Genomic DNA, 17,686 nt, shown 5'->3' with positions numbered 1-17,686 from the left:
CCTCACCCGACCCCGGCAGCACCGGGATCGATGCGCGCAGAGGGACGGGCAGGGCGCCGTTTCATCACCCTGTTTCATTCACAACAACGATAAGGAAGTCACGATGTCCGCCAACGTCGACGTCAACCACAGACCAGACCCCGATCAGGTGCTGGTCGATATTGCCGATTACGTCTGCAATCACCCCATCACCAGCCAGGCCGCTCTCGATACCGCCCGTTACTGCCTGATGGATACCCTGGGTTGTGGCCTCTTGGCCCTGCGTTTTCCCGAGTGCACCAAACACCTTGGTCCCATCGTGCCGGGCACCGTCGTGCCCTTCGGGGCCCGGGTACCCGGCACCCAGCTCTGCCTCGACCCGGTCAAGGCGGCCTGGGATATCGGTGCCATCATCCGCTGGCTCGATTACAACGACACCTGGCTGGCCGCCGAGTGGGGTCACCCCTCCGACAACCTGGGTGGCATCCTCGCCACCGCCGACTGGCTCTCCCGCACCCGGGTGGCCGAAGGCAAGGCGCCGCTCACCATGAGTGATGTGCTGACGGCCATGGTCAAGGCCCACGAGATCCAGGGGGTGCTGGCGCTCGAGAACTCCTTCAACCGGGTCGGTCTCGATCACGTGGTGCTGGTGAAGGTTGCCAGTACCGCCGTGGTGACCCACATGCTGGGCGGCAGCCGCGATCAGGTGATCGATGCGGTTTCCCAGGCCTGGGTCGATGGCCAGAGCCTGCGTACCTACCGTCATGCGCCCAATGCGGGGTCGCGCAAGAGCTGGGCGGCGGGGGATGCCACCTCCCGGGCGGTGCGCCTGGCCCTTATCACCATGAGCGGCGAGATGGGGTATCCCGGCGTGCTGAGCGCCCCCAAGTGGGGCTTCTACGACGTGCTGTTCAAGGGTAACCAGTTCGCCCTGCACCAGGGGTACGGCAGCTATGTGATGGAGAACGTGCTGTTCAAGATCTCCTATCCCGCCGAGTTCCACGCCCAGACGGCGGTGGAGTGCGCCATGAAGCTGCATGAGCAGGTGAAGGGACGCCTCGACGAGATTGACCGCATCGAGCTCACCACCCATGAGTCGGCCATTCGCATCATCAGCAAGGTCGGCACCCTCAACAACCCGGCCGACCGGGATCACTGCCTGCAGTACATGGTGGCGGTTCCGCTCATCTTCGGGCGACTCATCGCCGAGGATTACGAGGACGCCGTGGCCATCGATCCCCGCATCGATGGGCTGCGAGCCAAGATGGTGGTGCAGGAGGACAAGCGCTACAGCCGCGAGTATCTGGAAGCGGACAAGCGCTCGATTGCCAACGCCATCCAGGTCTTCTTCAAGGACGGCACCCACACCGCCAAGGTGGAGGTGGAGTACCCGGTCGGTCATCGTCGCCGCCGCGAAGAGGGGATCCCGCTGCTGGTAGAGAAGTTCCGCCACAACCTGGCCACCCGCTTCCCGGCCAAACGGTCCGAGGCGATCCTGGCCCTCTGCCAGGATGGCAAGCAACTGGCCGCCACCCCGGTGCACGCCTTCATGGACCTGCTGGTGATCTGACCGCTCGCCTATCGGCGCACAGCCATAAACGAAAAGCGGGCCACTCGGCCCGCTTTGTGATGTTTGACTGCATGTCTGCCCGCATGGCTCCCTGGGTCAATCCAGTACTGTGTCGTCGCCCGCCAGCAGCGCCTGCATGATGGCCGTCTCGCGGCTGGCGATGGTCTCGAGAAACTCGTTGGCCCGCCCCATGTGGTGACACACCCGGTAACCCCGTTCGACAAAGGTAAACAGCTCGCCCAGTCCCGCCAGATGGGCCGGCCCCGAGATCAGCTTCAAAGTCGCCCCGAGCAGCGACTTTCTGGCCAGCCGGTCCAGGGTCATCCCCAGTTCGTTGACCAGTTGCAACTGATGACGGCGACGCGCTTCTTCCCCGACCTCCTGATAGGCGAGGGCATAGGTCTTGGCGTTCAGCCGCGCCATGCGACCACTGCGACGCAGCGCCACCACCATCAGGTAGTCGAGCTCCTCGGAGAGGGCATCGAGTTCAATGGCCTGCGCCAGCACCTTGAGACCGGATTCCGGCAACAGTCGCTCGGCGGTCGGCATCACCCGCATCACGTCTGCATCCCGGCGGGCACAATCTCCCGGCCCGTAGAGATCGGTCAGGAAGAACTGCGCGGCCGGCCCGTAGCGCTTGCTCTCCAGCAGATCGCGGTGGGTACGCCCCAGCCGATCGGCCTGCCATTGGCGCAATGCGTCCCTGTCTTGCTGATCCTGCGGATGGGTGCGCATCTGCTCGCGCAGCGCGGCCACCCGGTTGAGCTGGCGATAGAGTCGCGCCAGAGTACTCTCTTCATCCGGTTGCGGGTCATCGAATGGTTGTTGCTGTTGGGTCATCTGCTGCTCTCTTGACCTGTTTCCAATGGCCTGTCACGGATAGACATGACGACAGGCGGCGTCTTGCCGAGGCTCGTCACGTGTTGCCGGCCCAGTGTAACGCGGCGGCAGCCCAGGCGGAATCGATGGAGCTTTTACTCAACAGGCTTTGTTAAGTGAGTCCCAAAAATGTTGCAAATGGCTTTCACTTGTTTGATTCATGTGTTTAATATCAATAAATGTTGTCATCGCTCAGAGAGTTAGCATGTTTCTATACGATCCCCTTGCCGGCAGCAGCCTGTCGACCATCCAGGTCAGCCGCCAACACCCGCTCGGCCTCGCCGGCGCCAGACTGGCCGCCGAAGCCATCGCCCAGGACATGAGCGAAGAGTACGAACTCGACTGCGAGTGGGAAGACGAGGAGAAGACCCGCTTACTGTTTCGTGGCGCCGGGGTCAACGGCTCTTTGTTCCTCACCGAGGATACCCTGTCGCTGGAGGTGCGCCTCGGCCTGATGCTGTTGCCGGTACGCAGCGTGCTGGAGCAGGAGATCCTCGAATACGTCGATCAGCGCCTGCCTTGCCCAACCCGGCGCTGATGAGGCCAATAAATACTGATCCAGCGCAAGAAACAATCATGAAATAACCGATTCCACTATCGTTACCCGGCCTGATATTTATTATTAAAAGGGCCATGCACACTTTGTTTGTTTTATTTTAAGGGGCATGAAAATTGCCTCCATTTTTGTCATGAAACATCATCTTGAATTAATCGATGTGCAGTTTCACCAACATATAAGTGCTATTTGTTCATTCACTCCTGATCAAGCCAATTCATGAAACGACAGGAGACAAATAACGCGAAACGATAGGGATAATACATGTCTGTGTGTGAACTCATCTCCTGTGTCGATACCGCCTGGCTGCGGATGGACCGGCCCAACAACTTGATGCAGATCGTCGGCGTGCTGATGTTCGACGGTCAGCTGGATGAAGCCATCTTGCGGGAGAGCCTGCTGCACACAGTTCGGGTACAGCCGCGCTTCGGGCAGAAGGCCTGTCTGGAAGGGGGCGAATACTACTGGCGCACCGATCCCGACTTCGACCTCGACCTGCACCTCAAGCGGGTGATTCTGCCAGGCAAGGCCGGCAAGGTCGAACTGGAGCGGCTGGTGGCCGACTTTGCCTCCACCCCGCTCAACCACCAGCGCCCGCTGTGGGAGATGCACCTGGTGGATACCTCTCTGGGCGGCCAGGCGCTGGTGGTGCGTTTTCACCACGCCATGGGGGACGGCTTCTCCCTGGTGCGGGCCATGCTGACCATGATGGACGAGAGTCCGGTGGCGCCCCCCAGGCCACAACCCGAGCCGGTGGCCAATGACGACGGCGACGAGGAGCACGATCAGCAGGGCAGTCGCCTGTTGCGGGCCGGCCTCAAGCTGACCGGCACCCTCTGGTCCAAGTACGTCGAGGTACTGACCCATCCCACCAAGGCGATGGACTACCTCAAGACCAGCCGGGACGTGACCGCCGAGCTTTACACCATCGCCACCCTCTCCGACGATGCCAATACCCGGCTCAAGGGGGAGACCGGCAGCACCAAGCGGGTAGCCTGGTCAGAACAGATCCCGCTGCCGGACGTGAAGGCGGTAGGACGGGTACTCGGCTGCTCGGTCAACGATCTGCTGATCGCCGCCACCGCCGGCGCGTTTCGTCACTACCTGCTGGAACAGGGCGACCAGACCGACATCGACATCCGGGCGCTGGTGCCGGTCAACATGCGCGCCCCGGACGACAAGGGGGCACTTGGCAATCGCTTCGGGCTGGTGGCACTGGATCTGCCCCTCAACATCGAGCACCCGCTGCAGCGGCTCTATGCGGTGCGGGATCGGATGCAGGCGCTCAAGTCCTCCCTGCAACCGGCGGTGGTGCTCAACCTGCTGGAAGTGATGGGCATGGCCCCCAAGGCGGTGCAGCAGCAGGCCATCGACATCCTCTCTGCCAAGGCCAGCGCGGTCATCACCAACGTGCCGGGCCCGCAGCAGACCCTCTATCTGGCCGGCGCCCGCCTGCGTCAACCGCTGTTCTGGGTGCCCCAGGCCGGCGACATCGCGGTCGGCGTCTCCATTCTCTCCTATGACAACAAGGTGCAGCTCGGCCTCATCACCGACAAGAAGCGGGTGCCGGACCCGGATCTCATCGTCGAGCGCTTCGCCGTGGAGTTTGAGCAGTTGCTGCTGCTGGTGTTGATGGAACCGGACCTGATCTACGATCCCGACATGCTGGATCTGCTGCTGCACGGCTGACCGCGCCACTCTTGCAAGACGAGGAGCCGGCAAGAAAAGAAGTCTAAAGAGAAGAGGCCAACCCAAGGGTTGGCCTCTTTCATTGCGGCAATGGCACCTTACTCGTCCGCCAGCTCCTCGCGGGCGGCTTCCACGTCGAGCCGCTCCATGGCATCCAGCGGCTTGCACGCGGCGGCCTCGCCGTAGAGCGCCTCGGCGGCCGCTATCTTGCTCTTGCCGTGCATCATCACCATGGCATTGGCGTACTCCATGCGGGCGATGGCGGAGTGGGGGATGATAGCCAGCGCCGCCTTGAAGTGACGCTCGGACTCATCCTTCTTGGCGCCGTAGGTGATGCCGCCGATCATGGCCCCCAGCTTGTCGATGATTTCCGCATGCCAGGCACCGAAGGCGATATGGGCTTCCGCGTGATCAGGTTCAAGGATCAGCGCCTGCTCCAGGCTGCTCTTGATCTTGTCACCGATACCGATGGAGAGCGCCTTGGAGACCGAGATCACCTGGCTGTAGCGACCCAGCGCCAGGGCGTGGAAGTACCAGGCGTTGACGTTGTCTGGCTGGCGTTTTTGCAGCTTCTCGGCGTTGCTGGCGGCCAGCTCGAATGCTTCGCGCTTGGCATACTTATCATCCAGCAGGTAGCTGGCGTGGATCACCAGCGCCTTGTTCGCCACGTTGAGGCCATCCTCGCCGGCGCCCAGCCCTAGGCTGACGGCGCGGGCGAAATCACCGGCGTGATAGGCGCGCCAGGCTTCCTGCACCTGTTCATCTTCGGGCCAGGGCTCGGCATCCCCCTGGTGCAGCCGTTCCCAATGCTGCGCAAGGCGCTCCCCGGCATAGTCATAGGCCGCGTCCGGCCAGGGGAAGGGGGTGAAATCGGACAATTTGGGCTGTGAAGTGGTCATATGATTCTCCCTGTTAAAAACACAATCAAATACACGATGCTGTCAGCTCGCCGTGGTGGCGGGCTGATAATGGGTGGCGATGGCATCCAGATCGGCGCGGGCATCGGCTCGTAGCCGGGGGGCCACCAGCTGCATCACCTGAAACACCCCGAGCGCGATGTCGGCATCGGCCCGCGGATGCAGCGCCCGCTGGTAGGAGATCCAGAAGGTCCCGACCAGCGCGATGTTGGCGGCCAGCGCCGTCACCTGCGTCTCATCGCCTTGCAGCAGGCCGCTGCGCCAGAGGCTGTGACAGATGGCGGCGGCGGTCTGCTCCTTGCGCCGCAGCAGAGCCGAGAAGCGCAGCTCCACCTTGTGGTTGCCGCTCATCAGGGTGCTGATGTCGTAGTAGAAAAAACGGTACTTCCAGATGAGTTCGAACATCAGGTGCAAGAAGAACCAGATGTCCTCCGCCTCGTTCAACGGCGGGGTAATGGTATCGAGCAGGTGGGCCATCTCCTGTTCGAACTCGCCGAACAGGGCGTTGACGATCTCCTCCTTGTTGTGAAAGTGGTAATAGAGGTTGCCCTGACTCATCTCCAGCTCGGCCGCGATGGCGGAAGTGGTGACGGTCGGCTCGCCCAGCAGGTTGAACTGGGCGAGGGCGGTGGCCAGGATGCGATCCCGCGTGCGCCGCTTGGGTTTGCAGTCCATGCTACTCCTTCGATTGCCGGCGACCCTTGCCGCCATAGCGGCGGGTCAGCCAGTGCTGCAGCTGGGTCAAAGAGGCATCCAGCGCCGCCACCGAGCCGGTGCCCGGGGTCAGCAGGGAACGCTGTTCATCGGCCAGCGCGCCCAGATCCAGTTCCAGCCCATGTTTGGCGAGGATGGGGCCAAGCTCGGCCCGTCGCCGCCAGAGATCCTGGCGGGTATGCTGGAAGGCGTGCTCGCACAGATGGCGCCGATCCCGGTAACTGAACACATTGGTAAAGAACATCTCGCCGTCCGCCGAGGAGGGTTCGAACAGCAGGGCATCCGCCTCCGGATACTGGTGCTTGTAGCGATCCATCCCCACGTGCATGCGCGAATGGATGATGGCGCGAAACGTCTGGGCCAGCACCACCGGCAGGCCGCGATCCACCAGCTTGGCGGGGTGTTCGCTGGCCAGTCCCGCATCAAAGGGCACCAGCGGATTGATGCAAAACACCAGGTCGGCCCCCTCCTGCAGGGCCACCGAGGCGTGCAGCGTCTTGATCAGCGCCCCGTCCACGTAGTAGCGGCCATCGATGAGCGAGGGCGGGAACAAGCCGGGCAGGGCGGCCGAGGCCTGCACCGCGGCCGAGATGGGCACCTGGTCTAGCCCCGGGCTGCCGAAGGCCACCGCGCGGCCGGTATCGAGCTCGGTAGCGATCACGAACAGCCGGCTGGCAAGCTCACGAAAGTCGTTGCTGCGACCGGGGCGGGAGAAAAACTGGGTGAGGATCCGATCCACCCCGCGGCTGTCGAACATGCCGGTCGGGATCGCTCGGGACAACCCCTGCAACGAGCCGAGCAGGCTCTTGTTCCAGGGAGAGGAGAGATAGTCGGCCAGACACGTCAGCACCAGCGGTGGCAGCGAGGTAAGCCGGTCAAAATACTCCCCGAAGGCAGGACGCAGCAGGGTGGAGGGGTCGAAGAACTCGCCGGTGTCATCGCTTAACAGGATCCGCACCAGCTTGTCCGGCGAGATGCCGTTGGCCAGCGCCGAGGCGATCACCGCACCCGAGCTCACCCCCACATAGATATCGGCCTGCTCGAAACGCAGCCCCTTGATGCTGTCGGCCAGGGCGGCGCAGGCTCCGATCTCGTAGATCCCCCCCAGAGGTCCCCCTCCGGCGAGGGCAACCGCAATCGTGCTCATGATTTGCCTCCCTTCTCATGCAAAACCGGCCCAGCAGAGGGCATGGGCCGGTGGATCATTACGCAATCAGAACAAGCCGGTCAGTGGATCAGAAGAGCGTGGTTTCACTCTTCTCCTTGACCTCTTTGGCCACGCTCTCCACTTCCGTTGCCAGTGCTTTCACCTCTTCCTTCACCTTGGCGATGGGGGCGGCGGCTTTCTTGACCGGCGGCTTTTTGGCTGCCACCGGCTTCTTGGCCGCGGCGGCGGCAGGCTTGGCCTCGTCAGCCGGGGCAACGTCATCCAGGTCCTGGGCATCGATCAGCTGCTGTACCACCTCGGTCAGCTCGGCCATGCGCTTGGAGAGCTTGTCGATGTCCTTGCGGGTCGGGATGCCAAGGCTGGCGACGGCGCGGGCCACGCGATCCTCGAACACCTGCTCCAGACGTCCCCAGGTACCGGCAGTCTTGTCGGTCATGGCAGCAATCTTCTCGTCTGCGCTCTGGCGGGTACGGGTTTGCAGGGCTTCCCCTTCCTGCACCAGGGCTTCGAAGATTTTACCGCCTTCTTCCTGGGCTTTGGCATAGGCACCCAGACCCGCCAACCAGATCTGCTGGGTGGACTCCTTGATGGTGGAGGTGAGTTGGTTGTCGGTCACCGAACTTGCCAGTGCTTTCAATTTTTTGGCCATGACAATCTCCTTGCTCGTGATATAGATGATGGTAATGACAACAACCTTGATATATTCGTTGTGGCATTACTTGGCTTTCATCCTCAGTCTATGGAGAAAAAATAGAGGGTTCTACCTAATAACGGAACAAGCAACCCTGGTAATTTTGGTCTGGGTCACGAAGAATGATATTCGAATGAATATTTTGCGTTAAATCGTGATATATCTAACAGCAACTAACAACCCAATCAGTAAGGGATATAAATACCATGGACTATTTCATCACGGGGGGCAGCGGCTTTATCGGTCGCCGGCTGATTAAAAAAGTGCTGCAGCGCCCGAATAGCCGGGTGCATTTCTTGATGCGTGCCGCCCATCTCGATCGGGTACCCGATCTGCTGGCCTACTGGGGGGTTGAGGCTGATCGCGCCATCCCCGTGGTCGGCGACATGACCCACCCGCTGCTCGGAGTGGGCAGTGCCGAGCTGGAGCCCCTCATCGGCAAGGTCGACCACTTCCTGCATCTCGCCGCCATCTACGATCTCAACGCCAAGGCGGGCATTCAGCAGCAGGTCAATGCCGAAGGCACCCGTCAGGCCCTGCAACTGGCCGAGCAGCTCCAGGCCCGCTGTTTCCATCACTGCAGCTCCATCGCGGTGGCCGGTCTGTTCGACGGCCTGTTTCGGGAAGACATGTTCGATGAGGCCGAACACCTCGACATGCCCTATTTCCAGACCAAGCACGAAGCCGAAGGAATAGTGCGCAAGGAGAGCACGCTGCCCTGGCGCATCTATCGACCCGGTATCGTGGTCGGTGATGCCAACACCGGCGAGATGGACAAGGTGGACGGCCCCTACTACTTCTTCAAGACCATCCAGAAGCTGCGCCGCATGCTGCCGCCCATGCCCCTGAGCCGGCCATTCGCATCAATGCGGCCCTGTTCAGCTTCATTCCCCGCCATCTGATGACCATGCTGATGGCGCTGACGCCGGTGCGGCGCATTCGCGATGCCGCCATTGCCGATCTGGGGCTGCCCAAGGATATCTTCCGGCTCATCAACTATCCCACCCGCTTCGACAACCGCGAAACCCAGCGGGTACTGAAGGGGACCGGCATCGAAGTGCCGCCGCTGCACAGCTATGCCTGGCGACTGTGGGATTACTGGGAGCGTCACCTCGACCCCGAGCTGTTCATCGATCGTACCCTGCGCGGCCGGGTCGAGGGCAAGGTGGTGCTGATCACCGGTGCCACCTCCGGCATCGGCAAGGCCACGGCAAGAAAGCTGGCCGAGGCGGGGGCCAAGGTACTGACCATCGCCCGGGACGAGCACAAGATTGCCGAGACCCAGGCCGAGTTTGCCGAGCTGGGACTGACCCTGCAGGTCTATCAGGGGGATCTGGCCGATCTCGCCCAAGGGGAGGCGATCACCCGCCAGATCGTAGCCGAGCATGGCGGGGTGGACATCCTCATCAACAATGCCGGTCGCTCCATCCGCCGCGCCATCGAGGACTCCTTCGATCGCTTCCACGATCTCGAACGCACCATGCAGCTCAACTACTTTGGCACCCTCAAGGTGATCATGGGGCTGCTACCCACCATGATCGAGAAGAAGAAGGGCCACATCATCAACATCTCCTCCATCGGAGTGCTGACCAATGCGCCGCGCTTCTCCGCCTACGTCGCCTCGAAATCGGCGCTCGATGCCTGGGTGCGCACCGCGGCCTCCGAGTTTGCCGACAAGGGGGTCAACTTCTCCATCATCAACATGCCGCTGGTGAAGACCCCCATGGTAGCGCCCACCAAGGTGTATGAGCAGGTGCCCATGATGACCCCGGAAGAGGCCGCCGATCTGGTGTGCGACACCATCATCAACAAGCACGTGCGACTGGCTACCCGGCTCGGGGTGTTCGGCCAGGTGATCCATGCCCTGGCGCCGCGAGTGGCCCAGGTGATCATGAACACCAGCTTCCGCACCTTCTCTGACCCTAAGGAGGGCAACGAGTCCAAGGCCTCGGCGGATCAGATGGCGGTCTCCACCCTGATCAAGGGGATCCACTTCTAGGGGGACGACAGCGAACTGAGGTAGCAAAAACGGAAAGGGCCTGAGCAATCAGGCCCTTTTCATTTGCGGCTGCGGGCGGGAGAGCAGGGTCAACAACAAGGCCGTGGTACGGCGGGAGTAGAGCAGGGAGAGATGGCCGAGGGCGGCGAGCTCCACGTCCTCCATGCCATCCAGCCGTTGGCGGGACTGGGGCAGCACGAAGTTGTCGTGGCTGGTGCGCACCGAGACCCCGGGCACGCAGAGCGGCACGGCGGCAAAGCGCTGCAGCCAGCCGGAGCCGGGCTCCATCTCGCGGGCATTGTCGCCCAGCCCCAGGGTCGCCAGTTGGCTGCCCTGATGGGGGGTGGCCAGGGTGATGAGCTGGGCCACCTTGTCACCGCCCGCCACCGCCAGATAGTCGCGGCACACCAGGCCACCCATGCTGTGACCGATCAGCACCAGTTGCGACGCACCGGTGGCGGCCAACACCTCGTCGATGCGCTTGGCCAAGAGCGGCACCATGTCGTCGAGATGGCCGAAAGGAGGGGTCAGGGTGACCGTCGCTACCGTATGGCCGGCAGACTCCAGTCTGGCTCGTTGCACCCGCCAGATGCCGCGACTGCAACCATAACCGTGGATCAGCAGCAGGGGCAGGGGGGAGGGCGTCAGCCTGTCTGGCGCCATCAGCCAGCGTTCGAACGGCAGCAACCAGGTGAAGGTCAGCAGGTAAGCGGCTATCTCCCGTCCCACCATGGGCAACCATTCTCGCCAGCCGATGGCAGGCACCGGGTAGAAGCGGGAAAAGCCCCAGGTCAGCAGCACCACCAGGGTGCGCAGCCCCAACAGGGCCACCACCACGAACAGAATGGAGAGCGGCAGCGAGAGGCCGATGACCAGATGGGCGATGCCCCCAAGGAGCGTCACCTCAACCAGCAGCAGGATCAGGAGTTGCTTTGTGATCGTCATGGCCTAATCATCCGACCAGTTTGGCATGGAAGTCAAATGACCCTTTCATCAATGTGATGACAGGCGCGCAATCACCCGTCGGCGCGACAATCAAACACTTCTGCATAGGGTTATTTGCAATACTGTATATCCATACATATACTTGTATTCACTATCAGAAGGAGGACGCCGCGATGGCCGTTGAGATCAAATATGTTGTGGTACGTGGGGGAGTGGAGAAGATGACCTTTGCCAGCAAGAAAGAGGCCGATGCCTATGACAAGCTGCTGGACACTGCCGATGAGTTGATGCATTTGCTGGCGGGCGCGCCCGTTCGCCTTGAACCGGATCAGCAAGAGAGTCTGGCCTTCTACCTGGCCGAGCAGCGTGATCTGCTGCAAAACGTGCTGCGCGGGGCCAAGGGGCAGGGGAGCGGCAAGTCGGAGCCGCAAGAAGAGCAGAGCGAGTCGAGCAAACCAAAAGACAAATCCCTCAAGCGGGTAGCGTGAGGACGACACGGGGGAGGCTGCCCGTCACAGCATGAAAACAGCCTCAATTTATGCATCGATGAGAATTTTAAAGCATTTACATGGATATTTACCCCGAGAATTTTCCAACCAAGGTGCATATCCATTGAATAAATACACTATGCAGCATCAGCTGTTGATAGCGGTGCTGTTCGCTACACAGCATCGACGTTCCAGTCCCACGTGGTGCCGATAACCCCATTTATCGGCATCACCATCACGCAGGCCCCGAGCCGAGTCTCTCATCCACAAGCATCATCATGACCACTATGTTACTTCCACCCGCCATGCCGCTGTTCGATGGTCTGGCCTACCTGGAGGCGGGCAACCCTCAGGTCAATCAATACCTTGCCAACCTCAGCCTCAACGATGTGCCCGATGCCGGGTTGGTCTACGAGCTCGCCGTCGACTGGCTGCTGGAGCAGCGCAACAGCGAGAACAACTACAAAACCTATCGCAGTGAGCTGACTACGTTTTTGCACTGGTGCTTCGGCGAAATGCGCATCAGCCCCAAGGATCTGACCCGGCGCATCATGATGCGCTATCTCGATTACTGTCAGGCGCCGCCGGCGGCCCTGATTGCCTATCGCAACGTAGCCCAGTTCGTGCTCGACAAGGAGTGGGGAGAACGACTGCCCAATCCCCAATGGCGACCTTTCCTTGGCAAGCGGGAGCTGGGCCGCGAGCTACCGTACCGCCTCAGCGAACAGGCCATGAAGACCAAGCTCGCCATTCTGTCTGCCTTCTTCCAGTTCTTGATCCAGGAGGAGTACATGGACCGCAACCCGGCGCTGTTACTGCAACGGGTGAAGCGCTCAATGCAGCAGGAGCCGGACGACCATGGCCAGGCCTTCAGCGAGCTGCAGTGGTCCTATGTGATGCAGGCTGCCGACCTGCTGGCGGCCGGATCACCCGAGCAGCACGAGCGCAGCCGCTTCCTGATAAGCCTGATGTACGCCTGTTACCTGCGGATCTCGGAAGTGGCGGCAAGGCCAGGATTTACCCCCGTCATGGGTCAGTTTCGCCGCGATGGTAAAACCGGCGTCTGGGGCTATTTCATTCCCCGCAGCAAGGGTGGCAAGCGCCGCACCGTGGCGGTGTCCCATGCCTTGCTCGAGGCCCTCAAACGCTATCGGACGTTTCTCGGTCTCTCACCATTACCGGCGCCCGATGAGCAGACTCCGCTGTTTGTGCGCCACAAGGCTGCAGCACATGGCCGGGAACAAGGTGAGCTCAACGCCAACCTCGGGATCCGCCAGCTGCGTGACCTGGTGATGAGCGTCATCCAGGCCGCCGCCGAGTTGGCAGAAAAAGATGGGTTTGTGCAGGACGGCGCCGAGATGCGCAACCTGACACCACACTCCATTCGTCATACCGGCATCACCCACGACATCAATCTCAACGGGCGGCCGCTATCCCATGTGCAGGCCGATGCGGGCCATGACAGCATCGACACCACCTCAAAGTATCTGCACACCGGCAACAGCGAGCGCCACGAAAGTGCCAATCACAAACCGCTGGATCGGTTGCACGACAATGAGAGATAACGAAGAGAGAAGTTCAGGAGCATGGCTGTAATGACCAGCGTTTTTTAACCGACATCATTCCGGATTCTTCCACAACCCAGCACCGCGCATAATGTGAACAGTGGTTATGTTGAACACTAGGCCCCCTGCCACAATCGAGCGGGGCAGGGGGCTTAGAGGTAGGAGGGATGTGGGACAGCTCGCTGGCATCATCCAGACGCCCGAGAATGTTTAATATAACCCGTGTTATGCGAGGCCAGGCGGCGGTCAGTCGCCTAGCTTCTCCGTGTGGGTGATGAGCATCCATCCCCTGATCAGTTTTCTGATGGCAACCTTGTCCTCTTCTGGCAGCTCTTCGATGGCCTTGGACAGGTACGTCATTGTCTCTGTGGTTTCCCCATAAACAATTTCATCAAGTGACACCCCTAGCGCGGTAGCGATAGGGATGATCGTCTTTATCAGCGGGTTTTCCTGCTCACCACTTTCCAGCCGGGACAGTTGCGACTTCGATATGCCGCATTTTTCGGCCAAGTCTTGTTGGCTTAGTCCTGCCTGCTTACGTATGCGTTTTATATTGTCGCCTATATGCGTCATTTCGCGGCCTCTTGGTGTATGCCTGCTGATTTTACATCACCTAGTTGCATACGTGCGGACTCGGTTGTATGCTTGCCCACATCGAGTTGTATGGGTGCGCACTTAGCGCAGTACCTCATAGGGGCAGGGAATGACCACTTTTTCAGCCGTTGTTAAGCCAGAGCGCAATGTGTATTGGCAGGATGAGCCAACTGGCGACATCTCCGCTTGCGTGGCTGGTCAGGTTGAGTTCTTCCGCGACCTCGCCGAGCTATGCCGTTATCTCTCACTGACTTACCCCGATTTTGACTTTGTGCCGGTCGAAGTGACCGCGGACACATGGCGCGGGTTCTATGACCAAGGAGTCTTTTTCGATGACTGGTCATAACCCGAAAACCAAAATCGACTTTCTGTCGTTCACCTTCACTCCCGAGCCGCTCAAACGTATCACTGAGCTGGCAAAGCAGGGCGCTTTGCTCAAGGCCATTCCGCGCTTTGATATCAAGTCCTCTGTTTTGGCTGCTGCCATGCCTGCGCCTGCTGCCAATGGCCTGATTTATCGCCGGCCGGCACCGGTAGAGCCGGCACCGCAAACCCGAGCCCAAGCAACCGAGCAACGTTTACGGTCTGCGGCCTATCCAGAGCCGCTTTATGTCGAAGTCGAGCAGGATGTGCCTGCCGTGGTCACGCCTTCCATGACTCAAGCCATGGAGACGGTATTGGCCTCTAAGTACACCGCTCGCGCCGATATCCACCGCGAACTCAAGGCCGTCTGCGCCAGCCTGCTTGATTTCTCTGAATTTGAGGTCAACCCGGACGGCAAGTATTGGGACGCCTATAACGACTTGATCCACTGCTACGGAGTGCAGTTTCTCGATGCCCTATGTTGTGGCGAACTGGAGATTTTCTTTGAAGAGCTCAATTACCAGATTGGTGTACCGATCCCTGCGCCTCGCTTTACCGTCCGCCATCGTCGCGGGGGTCTGCACGGCTACAGCTATAGTGGTGACATTCTTATCGATGGAATTGCTTGTGGCCTTGTGGCTTGGGGAGCTGCCAACCACGGCTGCATGGTTTCCTTCACTGGAGCCGGATGTGATGGATTGGACTTTGACGCTCTTTACCGTGTCATTTCTGTGGTGCCTGGGCTCCGTATTACTCGAGTTGACCTCGCGCTGGATGATTACTCAGGCTCGGTTATATCTTATCTGCGAGCGGTCGAAGCGGCGGAATTAGGCCATTTTCACCCGGCTCGCGGTATGGCTCCCAAGTGGATGGCCATTCAAGCTGGGGAGTTTATTCCCGAGGTTCACAATGCCATGGCCAAGCGCTTTGGCATGATCGCGTCTTCTGGCTGTTCCTTCTATATCGGCTCTCGCGCTAATGGCAAATGTGGTCGCATTTATGAGAAGGGCAAGCAGATGGAGTCTGCCGAATATCCCGACTGGGTGCGCGCCGAAGGCGAGCTACACAGTAAAGACCGCGTTATTCCGCTGGATGTGCTGATAAACCCAGACCCTTATTTCGCGGGCATGTATCCGCAATTTGCCAAGTGGCTGGATGAATTGGTCAAAGTGCGTATTCCGGCGAAGTTGAACAGCCATTCCGGCCAACGTGAACACCCTGATCCTTAACGCGCTCACGTCACCCCGTTTCTAACTCGAGTGTTCAGATTGGGTCAACTCACTTCTCCTCTTTCTCATCGATTCTCCCTTCAGTGACAGCCGGTGAGCGTTGTGCATCAGCCGGTCCAGGATCGCATCTGCCAGAGTGTTGTCCCCCAAGCTCGCGTACCACTCTTCCGTTGGCAGCTGACTGACCACGACCGTCGAGTATTTCCCGTACCGATCATCCATGATCTCCAGCAGGGCGTTGCGCTGCTCGGCATTCACCGCTTCCAGTCCCCAGTCATCCAGGATCAGCAGCTCTATCCTTGCCAGTTGACCCAGCAGTCTGGCGTAACTGCCATCTACCTTGGCCTGGCTCAGCTCAAGTAGCAGACGCGGCAGCCGGTAGTAACGAGTGCTGTGCCCCTGCTGACAGGCTTGGTAGCCCAGCGCACAGGCTAGGTAGGTTTTTCCGCAGCCACAGGGGCCGGTAATGAGCAGGTTCTGGCCCCGGCGCAGCCACTCTCCTTGGGCCAGGTTTGCCACCTGTGACCGCTCCAGGTTGCGTGCAGACTGGTAGTCCACCTCTTGCACCGTGGCCTGGAGTTTGAGCCTCGCCTGCTTGACCAGCCGAGCTTGTTTACGCTGCTCCCGGCTCAGTTGTTCGTGTTCGACCAGCAGGCTTAGCCGCTCGATGAAGGGCAGCCCTTCGTAGGTACTTGCCTGTTCCAGTTGTTGTTGCACGGCATCCGCCATGCCGGTCAGTTTCAGGTGTCTCAAGCGGGTCAGCGTTTGTTGGGTCATGGGACGTATCCTCTTTAGTGGAAGCTCTGGGGGCCACGGATGTTCTCGTGCTCTTGCGGTAACTCTGGGTAGCTCAGCGGGCTTGCGGGCAGTTGGTCGCGGCCACTGGTCAGCACCGACTTGAGCTGTTTGAGTCGCACCAGACCTTCCCGGTTGGCCAACTGGCAACAGGCTTCAACCCGTGATGGCGGATACTCCCGGCTAAGACTCAGCAGCCCCAGGCAGAGTCGGTATGCCTGCTCGGCATGGGCTTTCTCTTCCAACCGTTCGCTAACCCAGCACAAGGTGCTCGGTCCGATGTCAGCAGCCCACTGTTTAAGACGCCCTGGGGTCCAGCGTTGCTGCTTGCTGTGACGTTCCGGCATGTGCTCAGGGAGCGTGCTCATCCCCGGGATGGTTTTACGTGGATGGCTCGCGACCAGCTGTTGCTGGTGATAGACCTGAAGCAGTGTGTCGCCTGCATGGAGCTCCAGTTGCTGACCCACATACTGGTGCGGCACCGAGTAATGGTGCTGCTCATAACTGACGTGATAGTCGATGTTGACCTTGACCGTTTTGATGGCGACATAGCGATAGGGATGCACCGGCAGTGGTCCCAGTGCCGGGCGGTCCAACTGCTCAAATGCGTCACGTCGGTTACCGGGCAGTTGCTTGAACGGACGCTCGTTGAGTTCGTTCAGCAAGGCACGGATGCACTGGTTGAGTTCGGCAAGCGAGAAGAAGGTCTGATGGCGTAGACGGGCCAGGATCCAGCGCTCGACGATCTGCACACCCACCTCCGCCTTGGCCTTGTCCTTGGGCTTGTAAGGACGAGCTGGCATCACCGCCACCTGATAGTGCTCGGCCAACTGCTGGTAGCTGGGGTTGAGCTCGGGATCGTATCGGCAAGCCTTGCTGACACCGCTCTTGAGGTTGTCGGGGATCAGCAGTGCCGGTGTCCCGCCGAAAAACTCAAAGGCACGGACATGGCTTTGCAGCCAGTCCGGCAGTGACTGTGACCAGGTGGCCTCGGCAAAGGTGTAGTTGGACGCACCGAGCACGGCGACAAAGACTTGTGCCTGACGGACCTCACCCGTAGTCGGCGACACGATGGGCACCGTGGGCCCGCAGTAGTCGATAAAGAGCTTTTCCCCCGCCTTGTGGATCTGGCGCATGGAGCGCTTTTGCAACTGACACCAGGACTTGTAACGGTCACAGAACTGGGAGTAGCTGTAACAGCTATTGGGATAGCGCTGGGTGTACTCCTCCCAGAGCAGCTGTTTGGAGACCCCCTTGCGCTTGAGCTCCTGATGGACAGAGGGCCAATCCGGCACAACATGGCGGGCCGAGATGGTGGTATCGGCCTGCGGATAGAACAGGGCAGCCAGTCGGCCATCATCAAGCTCGGTAGGTAAGGGCCAGGTAAGGCCGAGCGCCTGGGCACTTTTGAGGAGTTTCTGGATGGAGCCGACACTGACCTTGGTACAGATACTGATTTGGCGAACAGAGAGGTCAGCTTCCAGCCGCAGTCGCAGTACTTCACGAATTTTACGCATTGCAATCCTCTTGGCAGACATAGGCTCT

General features: G+C 60.2%; 16 protein-coding genes and 1 pseudogene. 8 read left to right on the top strand and 9 right to left on the bottom strand.

Annotated elements, in window-relative coordinates; translation table 11 throughout:
- Window positions 1–103 precede the first annotated feature (103 nt).
- Window positions 104–1,549, top strand: coding sequence for a bifunctional 2-methylcitrate dehydratase/aconitate hydratase (locus tag E5E97_RS16130; protein ID WP_118881234.1), 1,446 nt, complete (start codon window positions 104–106; stop codon window positions 1,547–1,549).
- Window positions 1,550–1,645: 96 nt separating this feature from the next.
- Here the strand turns inward: E5E97_RS16130 and E5E97_RS16125 are convergent, their stop codons facing one another.
- Window positions 1,646–2,389, bottom strand: a complete 744-nt coding sequence (locus E5E97_RS16125) for a hypothetical protein (protein WP_118881235.1) — start codon at window positions 2,387–2,389, stop codon at window positions 1,646–1,648.
- A 199-nt stretch (window positions 2,390–2,588) separates the two neighbouring features.
- Between E5E97_RS16125 and E5E97_RS16120 the strand changes: the two genes are divergently transcribed.
- Together E5E97_RS16120 and E5E97_RS16115 are read left to right on the top strand one after the other, a co-directional pair.
- The gene (locus E5E97_RS16120; RefSeq protein WP_171280552.1) at window positions 2,589–2,966 is read left to right on the top strand and encodes a polyhydroxyalkanoic acid system family protein; all 378 of its coding nucleotides are present in this window, start codon (window positions 2,589–2,591) and stop codon (window positions 2,964–2,966) included.
- Window positions 2,967–3,248: 282 nt separating this feature from the next.
- Entirely contained in the window at window positions 3,249–4,673 is a 1,425-nt protein-coding gene (locus E5E97_RS16115) for a wax ester/triacylglycerol synthase family O-acyltransferase (protein WP_171280551.1), read from the top strand.
- A gap of 98 nt (window positions 4,674–4,771) precedes the next feature.
- On the opposite strand, the gene E5E97_RS16110 is transcribed toward E5E97_RS16115, so the two are convergent.
- From E5E97_RS16110 to E5E97_RS16095, 4 genes are all read right to left on the bottom strand, one after another.
- Window positions 4,772–5,572: a hypothetical protein gene (locus E5E97_RS16110; protein WP_171280550.1), complete on the bottom strand. Its 801-nt coding sequence runs from the start codon at window positions 5,570–5,572 to the stop codon at window positions 4,772–4,774.
- A gap of 42 nt (window positions 5,573–5,614) precedes the next feature.
- Window positions 5,615–6,265 (bottom strand): TetR/AcrR family transcriptional regulator, encoded by a 651-nt coding sequence (locus tag E5E97_RS16105; protein WP_016350698.1) that lies wholly within the window; start codon window positions 6,263–6,265, stop codon window positions 5,615–5,617.
- Between the two features lies 1 nt (window position 6,266).
- Window positions 6,267–7,451: a patatin-like phospholipase family protein gene (locus tag E5E97_RS16100; protein ID WP_139390417.1), complete on the bottom strand. Its 1,185-nt coding sequence runs from the start codon at window positions 7,449–7,451 to the stop codon at window positions 6,267–6,269.
- A gap of 88 nt (window positions 7,452–7,539) precedes the next feature.
- Entirely contained in the window at window positions 7,540–8,121 is a 582-nt protein-coding gene (locus E5E97_RS16095) for a phasin family protein (protein WP_024945221.1), read from the bottom strand.
- A gap of 248 nt (window positions 8,122–8,369) precedes the next feature.
- Between E5E97_RS16095 and E5E97_RS16090 the strand changes: the two are divergent.
- Window positions 8,370–10,162: pseudogene (locus E5E97_RS16090) on the top strand (SDR family oxidoreductase).
- A 48-nt stretch (window positions 10,163–10,210) separates the two neighbouring features.
- Here the strand turns inward: E5E97_RS16090 and E5E97_RS16085 are convergent.
- Window positions 10,211–11,107: a triacylglycerol lipase gene (locus E5E97_RS16085; RefSeq protein ID WP_162901939.1), complete on the bottom strand. Its 897-nt coding sequence runs from the start codon at window positions 11,105–11,107 to the stop codon at window positions 10,211–10,213.
- Window positions 11,108–11,280: 173 nt separating this feature from the next.
- Between E5E97_RS16085 and E5E97_RS16080 the strand changes: the two genes are divergently transcribed.
- Together E5E97_RS16080 and E5E97_RS16075 are read left to right on the top strand one after the other, a co-directional pair.
- Window positions 11,281–11,595 carry a YebG family protein gene (locus tag E5E97_RS16080; RefSeq protein WP_118881240.1) on the top strand — a complete coding sequence of 105 codons (315 nt, stop codon included), beginning with the start codon at window positions 11,281–11,283 and terminating at the stop codon, window positions 11,593–11,595.
- A 278-nt stretch (window positions 11,596–11,873) separates the two neighbouring features.
- Window positions 11,874–13,160, top strand: coding sequence for a site-specific integrase (locus tag E5E97_RS16075; protein WP_118881241.1), 1,287 nt, complete (start codon window positions 11,874–11,876; stop codon window positions 13,158–13,160).
- A 246-nt stretch (window positions 13,161–13,406) separates the two neighbouring features.
- Here the strand turns inward: E5E97_RS16075 and E5E97_RS16070 are convergent, their stop codons facing one another.
- A complete protein-coding gene (locus tag E5E97_RS16070; protein ID WP_139397662.1) occupies window positions 13,407–13,733 on the bottom strand; it encodes a helix-turn-helix domain-containing protein in 327 nt (108 codons plus the stop codon).
- Window positions 13,734–13,863: 130 nt separating this feature from the next.
- On the opposite strand from E5E97_RS16070, the gene E5E97_RS16065 reads away from it, so the two are divergent.
- Window positions 13,864–14,100, top strand: coding sequence for a hypothetical protein (locus E5E97_RS16065; RefSeq protein ID WP_171280549.1), 237 nt, complete (start codon window positions 13,864–13,866; stop codon window positions 14,098–14,100).
- Window positions 14,066–15,346 carry a replication initiation factor domain-containing protein gene (locus tag E5E97_RS16060; protein ID WP_253265091.1) on the top strand — a complete coding sequence of 427 codons (1,281 nt, stop codon included), beginning with the start codon at window positions 14,066–14,068 and terminating at the stop codon, window positions 15,344–15,346. The genes E5E97_RS16065 and E5E97_RS16060 overlap by 35 nt, the downstream gene beginning before the upstream one ends.
- Window positions 15,347–15,367: 21 nt before the next feature.
- On the opposite strand, the gene istB is transcribed toward E5E97_RS16060, so the two are convergent.
- Together istB and istA are read right to left on the bottom strand one after the other, a co-directional pair.
- Window positions 15,368–16,123 carry an IS21-like element ISAs29 family helper ATPase IstB gene (gene istB / locus E5E97_RS16055; RefSeq protein ID WP_000194037.1) on the bottom strand — a complete coding sequence of 252 codons (756 nt, stop codon included), beginning with the start codon at window positions 16,121–16,123 and terminating at the stop codon, window positions 15,368–15,370.
- Between the two features lie 14 nt (window positions 16,124–16,137).
- Complete coding sequence (istA, locus tag E5E97_RS16050) at window positions 16,138–17,679, bottom strand: IS21-like element ISAs29 family transposase (RefSeq protein WP_001274811.1); 1,542 nt, start codon at window positions 17,677–17,679, stop codon at window positions 16,138–16,140.
- Between the last annotated feature and the right edge of the window lie 7 nt (window positions 17,680–17,686).

It is taken from the genome of Aeromonas sp. 2692-1 (assembly GCF_013085505.1).
In the GTDB taxonomy this organism is placed as follows: Bacteria; Pseudomonadota; Gammaproteobacteria; order Enterobacterales; family Aeromonadaceae; genus Aeromonas; species Aeromonas hydrophila.
Note: the sequence above shows the minus strand (reverse complement) of the source record. Positions and strands in the feature narration are given on the sequence as shown.

Bases quoted from the DNA above. Each gene is read 5' to 3' on its own strand.
- istA (WP_001274811.1), bottom strand. From the start codon at position 17,679: ATGTCTGCCAAGAGGATTGCAATGCGTAAAATTCGTGAAGTACTGCGA.
- E5E97_RS16105 (WP_016350698.1), bottom strand. From the start codon at position 6,265: ATGGACTGCAAACCCAAGCGGCGCACGCGGGATCGCATCCTGGCCACC.
- E5E97_RS16065 (WP_171280549.1), top strand. From the start codon at position 13,864: ATGACCACTTTTTCAGCCGTTGTTAAGCCAGAGCGCAATGTGTATTGG.
- E5E97_RS16070 (WP_139397662.1), bottom strand. From the start codon at position 13,733: ATGACGCATATAGGCGACAATATAAAACGCATACGTAAGCAGGCAGGA.
- E5E97_RS16100 (WP_139390417.1), bottom strand. From the start codon at position 7,451: ATGAGCACGATTGCGGTTGCCCTCGCCGGAGGGGGACCTCTGGGGGGG.
- E5E97_RS16110 (WP_171280550.1), bottom strand. From the start codon at position 5,572: ATGACCACTTCACAGCCCAAATTGTCCGATTTCACCCCCTTCCCCTGG.
- E5E97_RS16130 (WP_118881234.1), top strand. From the start codon at position 104: ATGTCCGCCAACGTCGACGTCAACCACAGACCAGACCCCGATCAGGTG.
- E5E97_RS16125 (WP_118881235.1), bottom strand. From the start codon at position 2,389: ATGACCCAACAGCAACAACCATTCGATGACCCGCAACCGGATGAAGAG.
- E5E97_RS16080 (WP_118881240.1), top strand. From the start codon at position 11,281: ATGGCCGTTGAGATCAAATATGTTGTGGTACGTGGGGGAGTGGAGAAG.
- E5E97_RS16120 (WP_171280552.1), top strand. From the start codon at position 2,589: ATGTGTTTAATATCAATAAATGTTGTCATCGCTCAGAGAGTTAGCATG.
- E5E97_RS16095 (WP_024945221.1), bottom strand. From the start codon at position 8,121: ATGGCCAAAAAATTGAAAGCACTGGCAAGTTCGGTGACCGACAACCAA.
- E5E97_RS16075 (WP_118881241.1), top strand. From the start codon at position 11,874: ATGACCACTATGTTACTTCCACCCGCCATGCCGCTGTTCGATGGTCTG.
- istB (WP_000194037.1), bottom strand. From the start codon at position 16,123: ATGACCCAACAAACGCTGACCCGCTTGAGACACCTGAAACTGACCGGC.
- E5E97_RS16060 (WP_253265091.1), top strand. From the start codon at position 14,066: ATGACCAAGGAGTCTTTTTCGATGACTGGTCATAACCCGAAAACCAAA.
- E5E97_RS16115 (WP_171280551.1), top strand. From the start codon at position 3,249: ATGTCTGTGTGTGAACTCATCTCCTGTGTCGATACCGCCTGGCTGCGG.
- E5E97_RS16085 (WP_162901939.1), bottom strand. From the start codon at position 11,107: ATGACGATCACAAAGCAACTCCTGATCCTGCTGCTGGTTGAGGTGACG.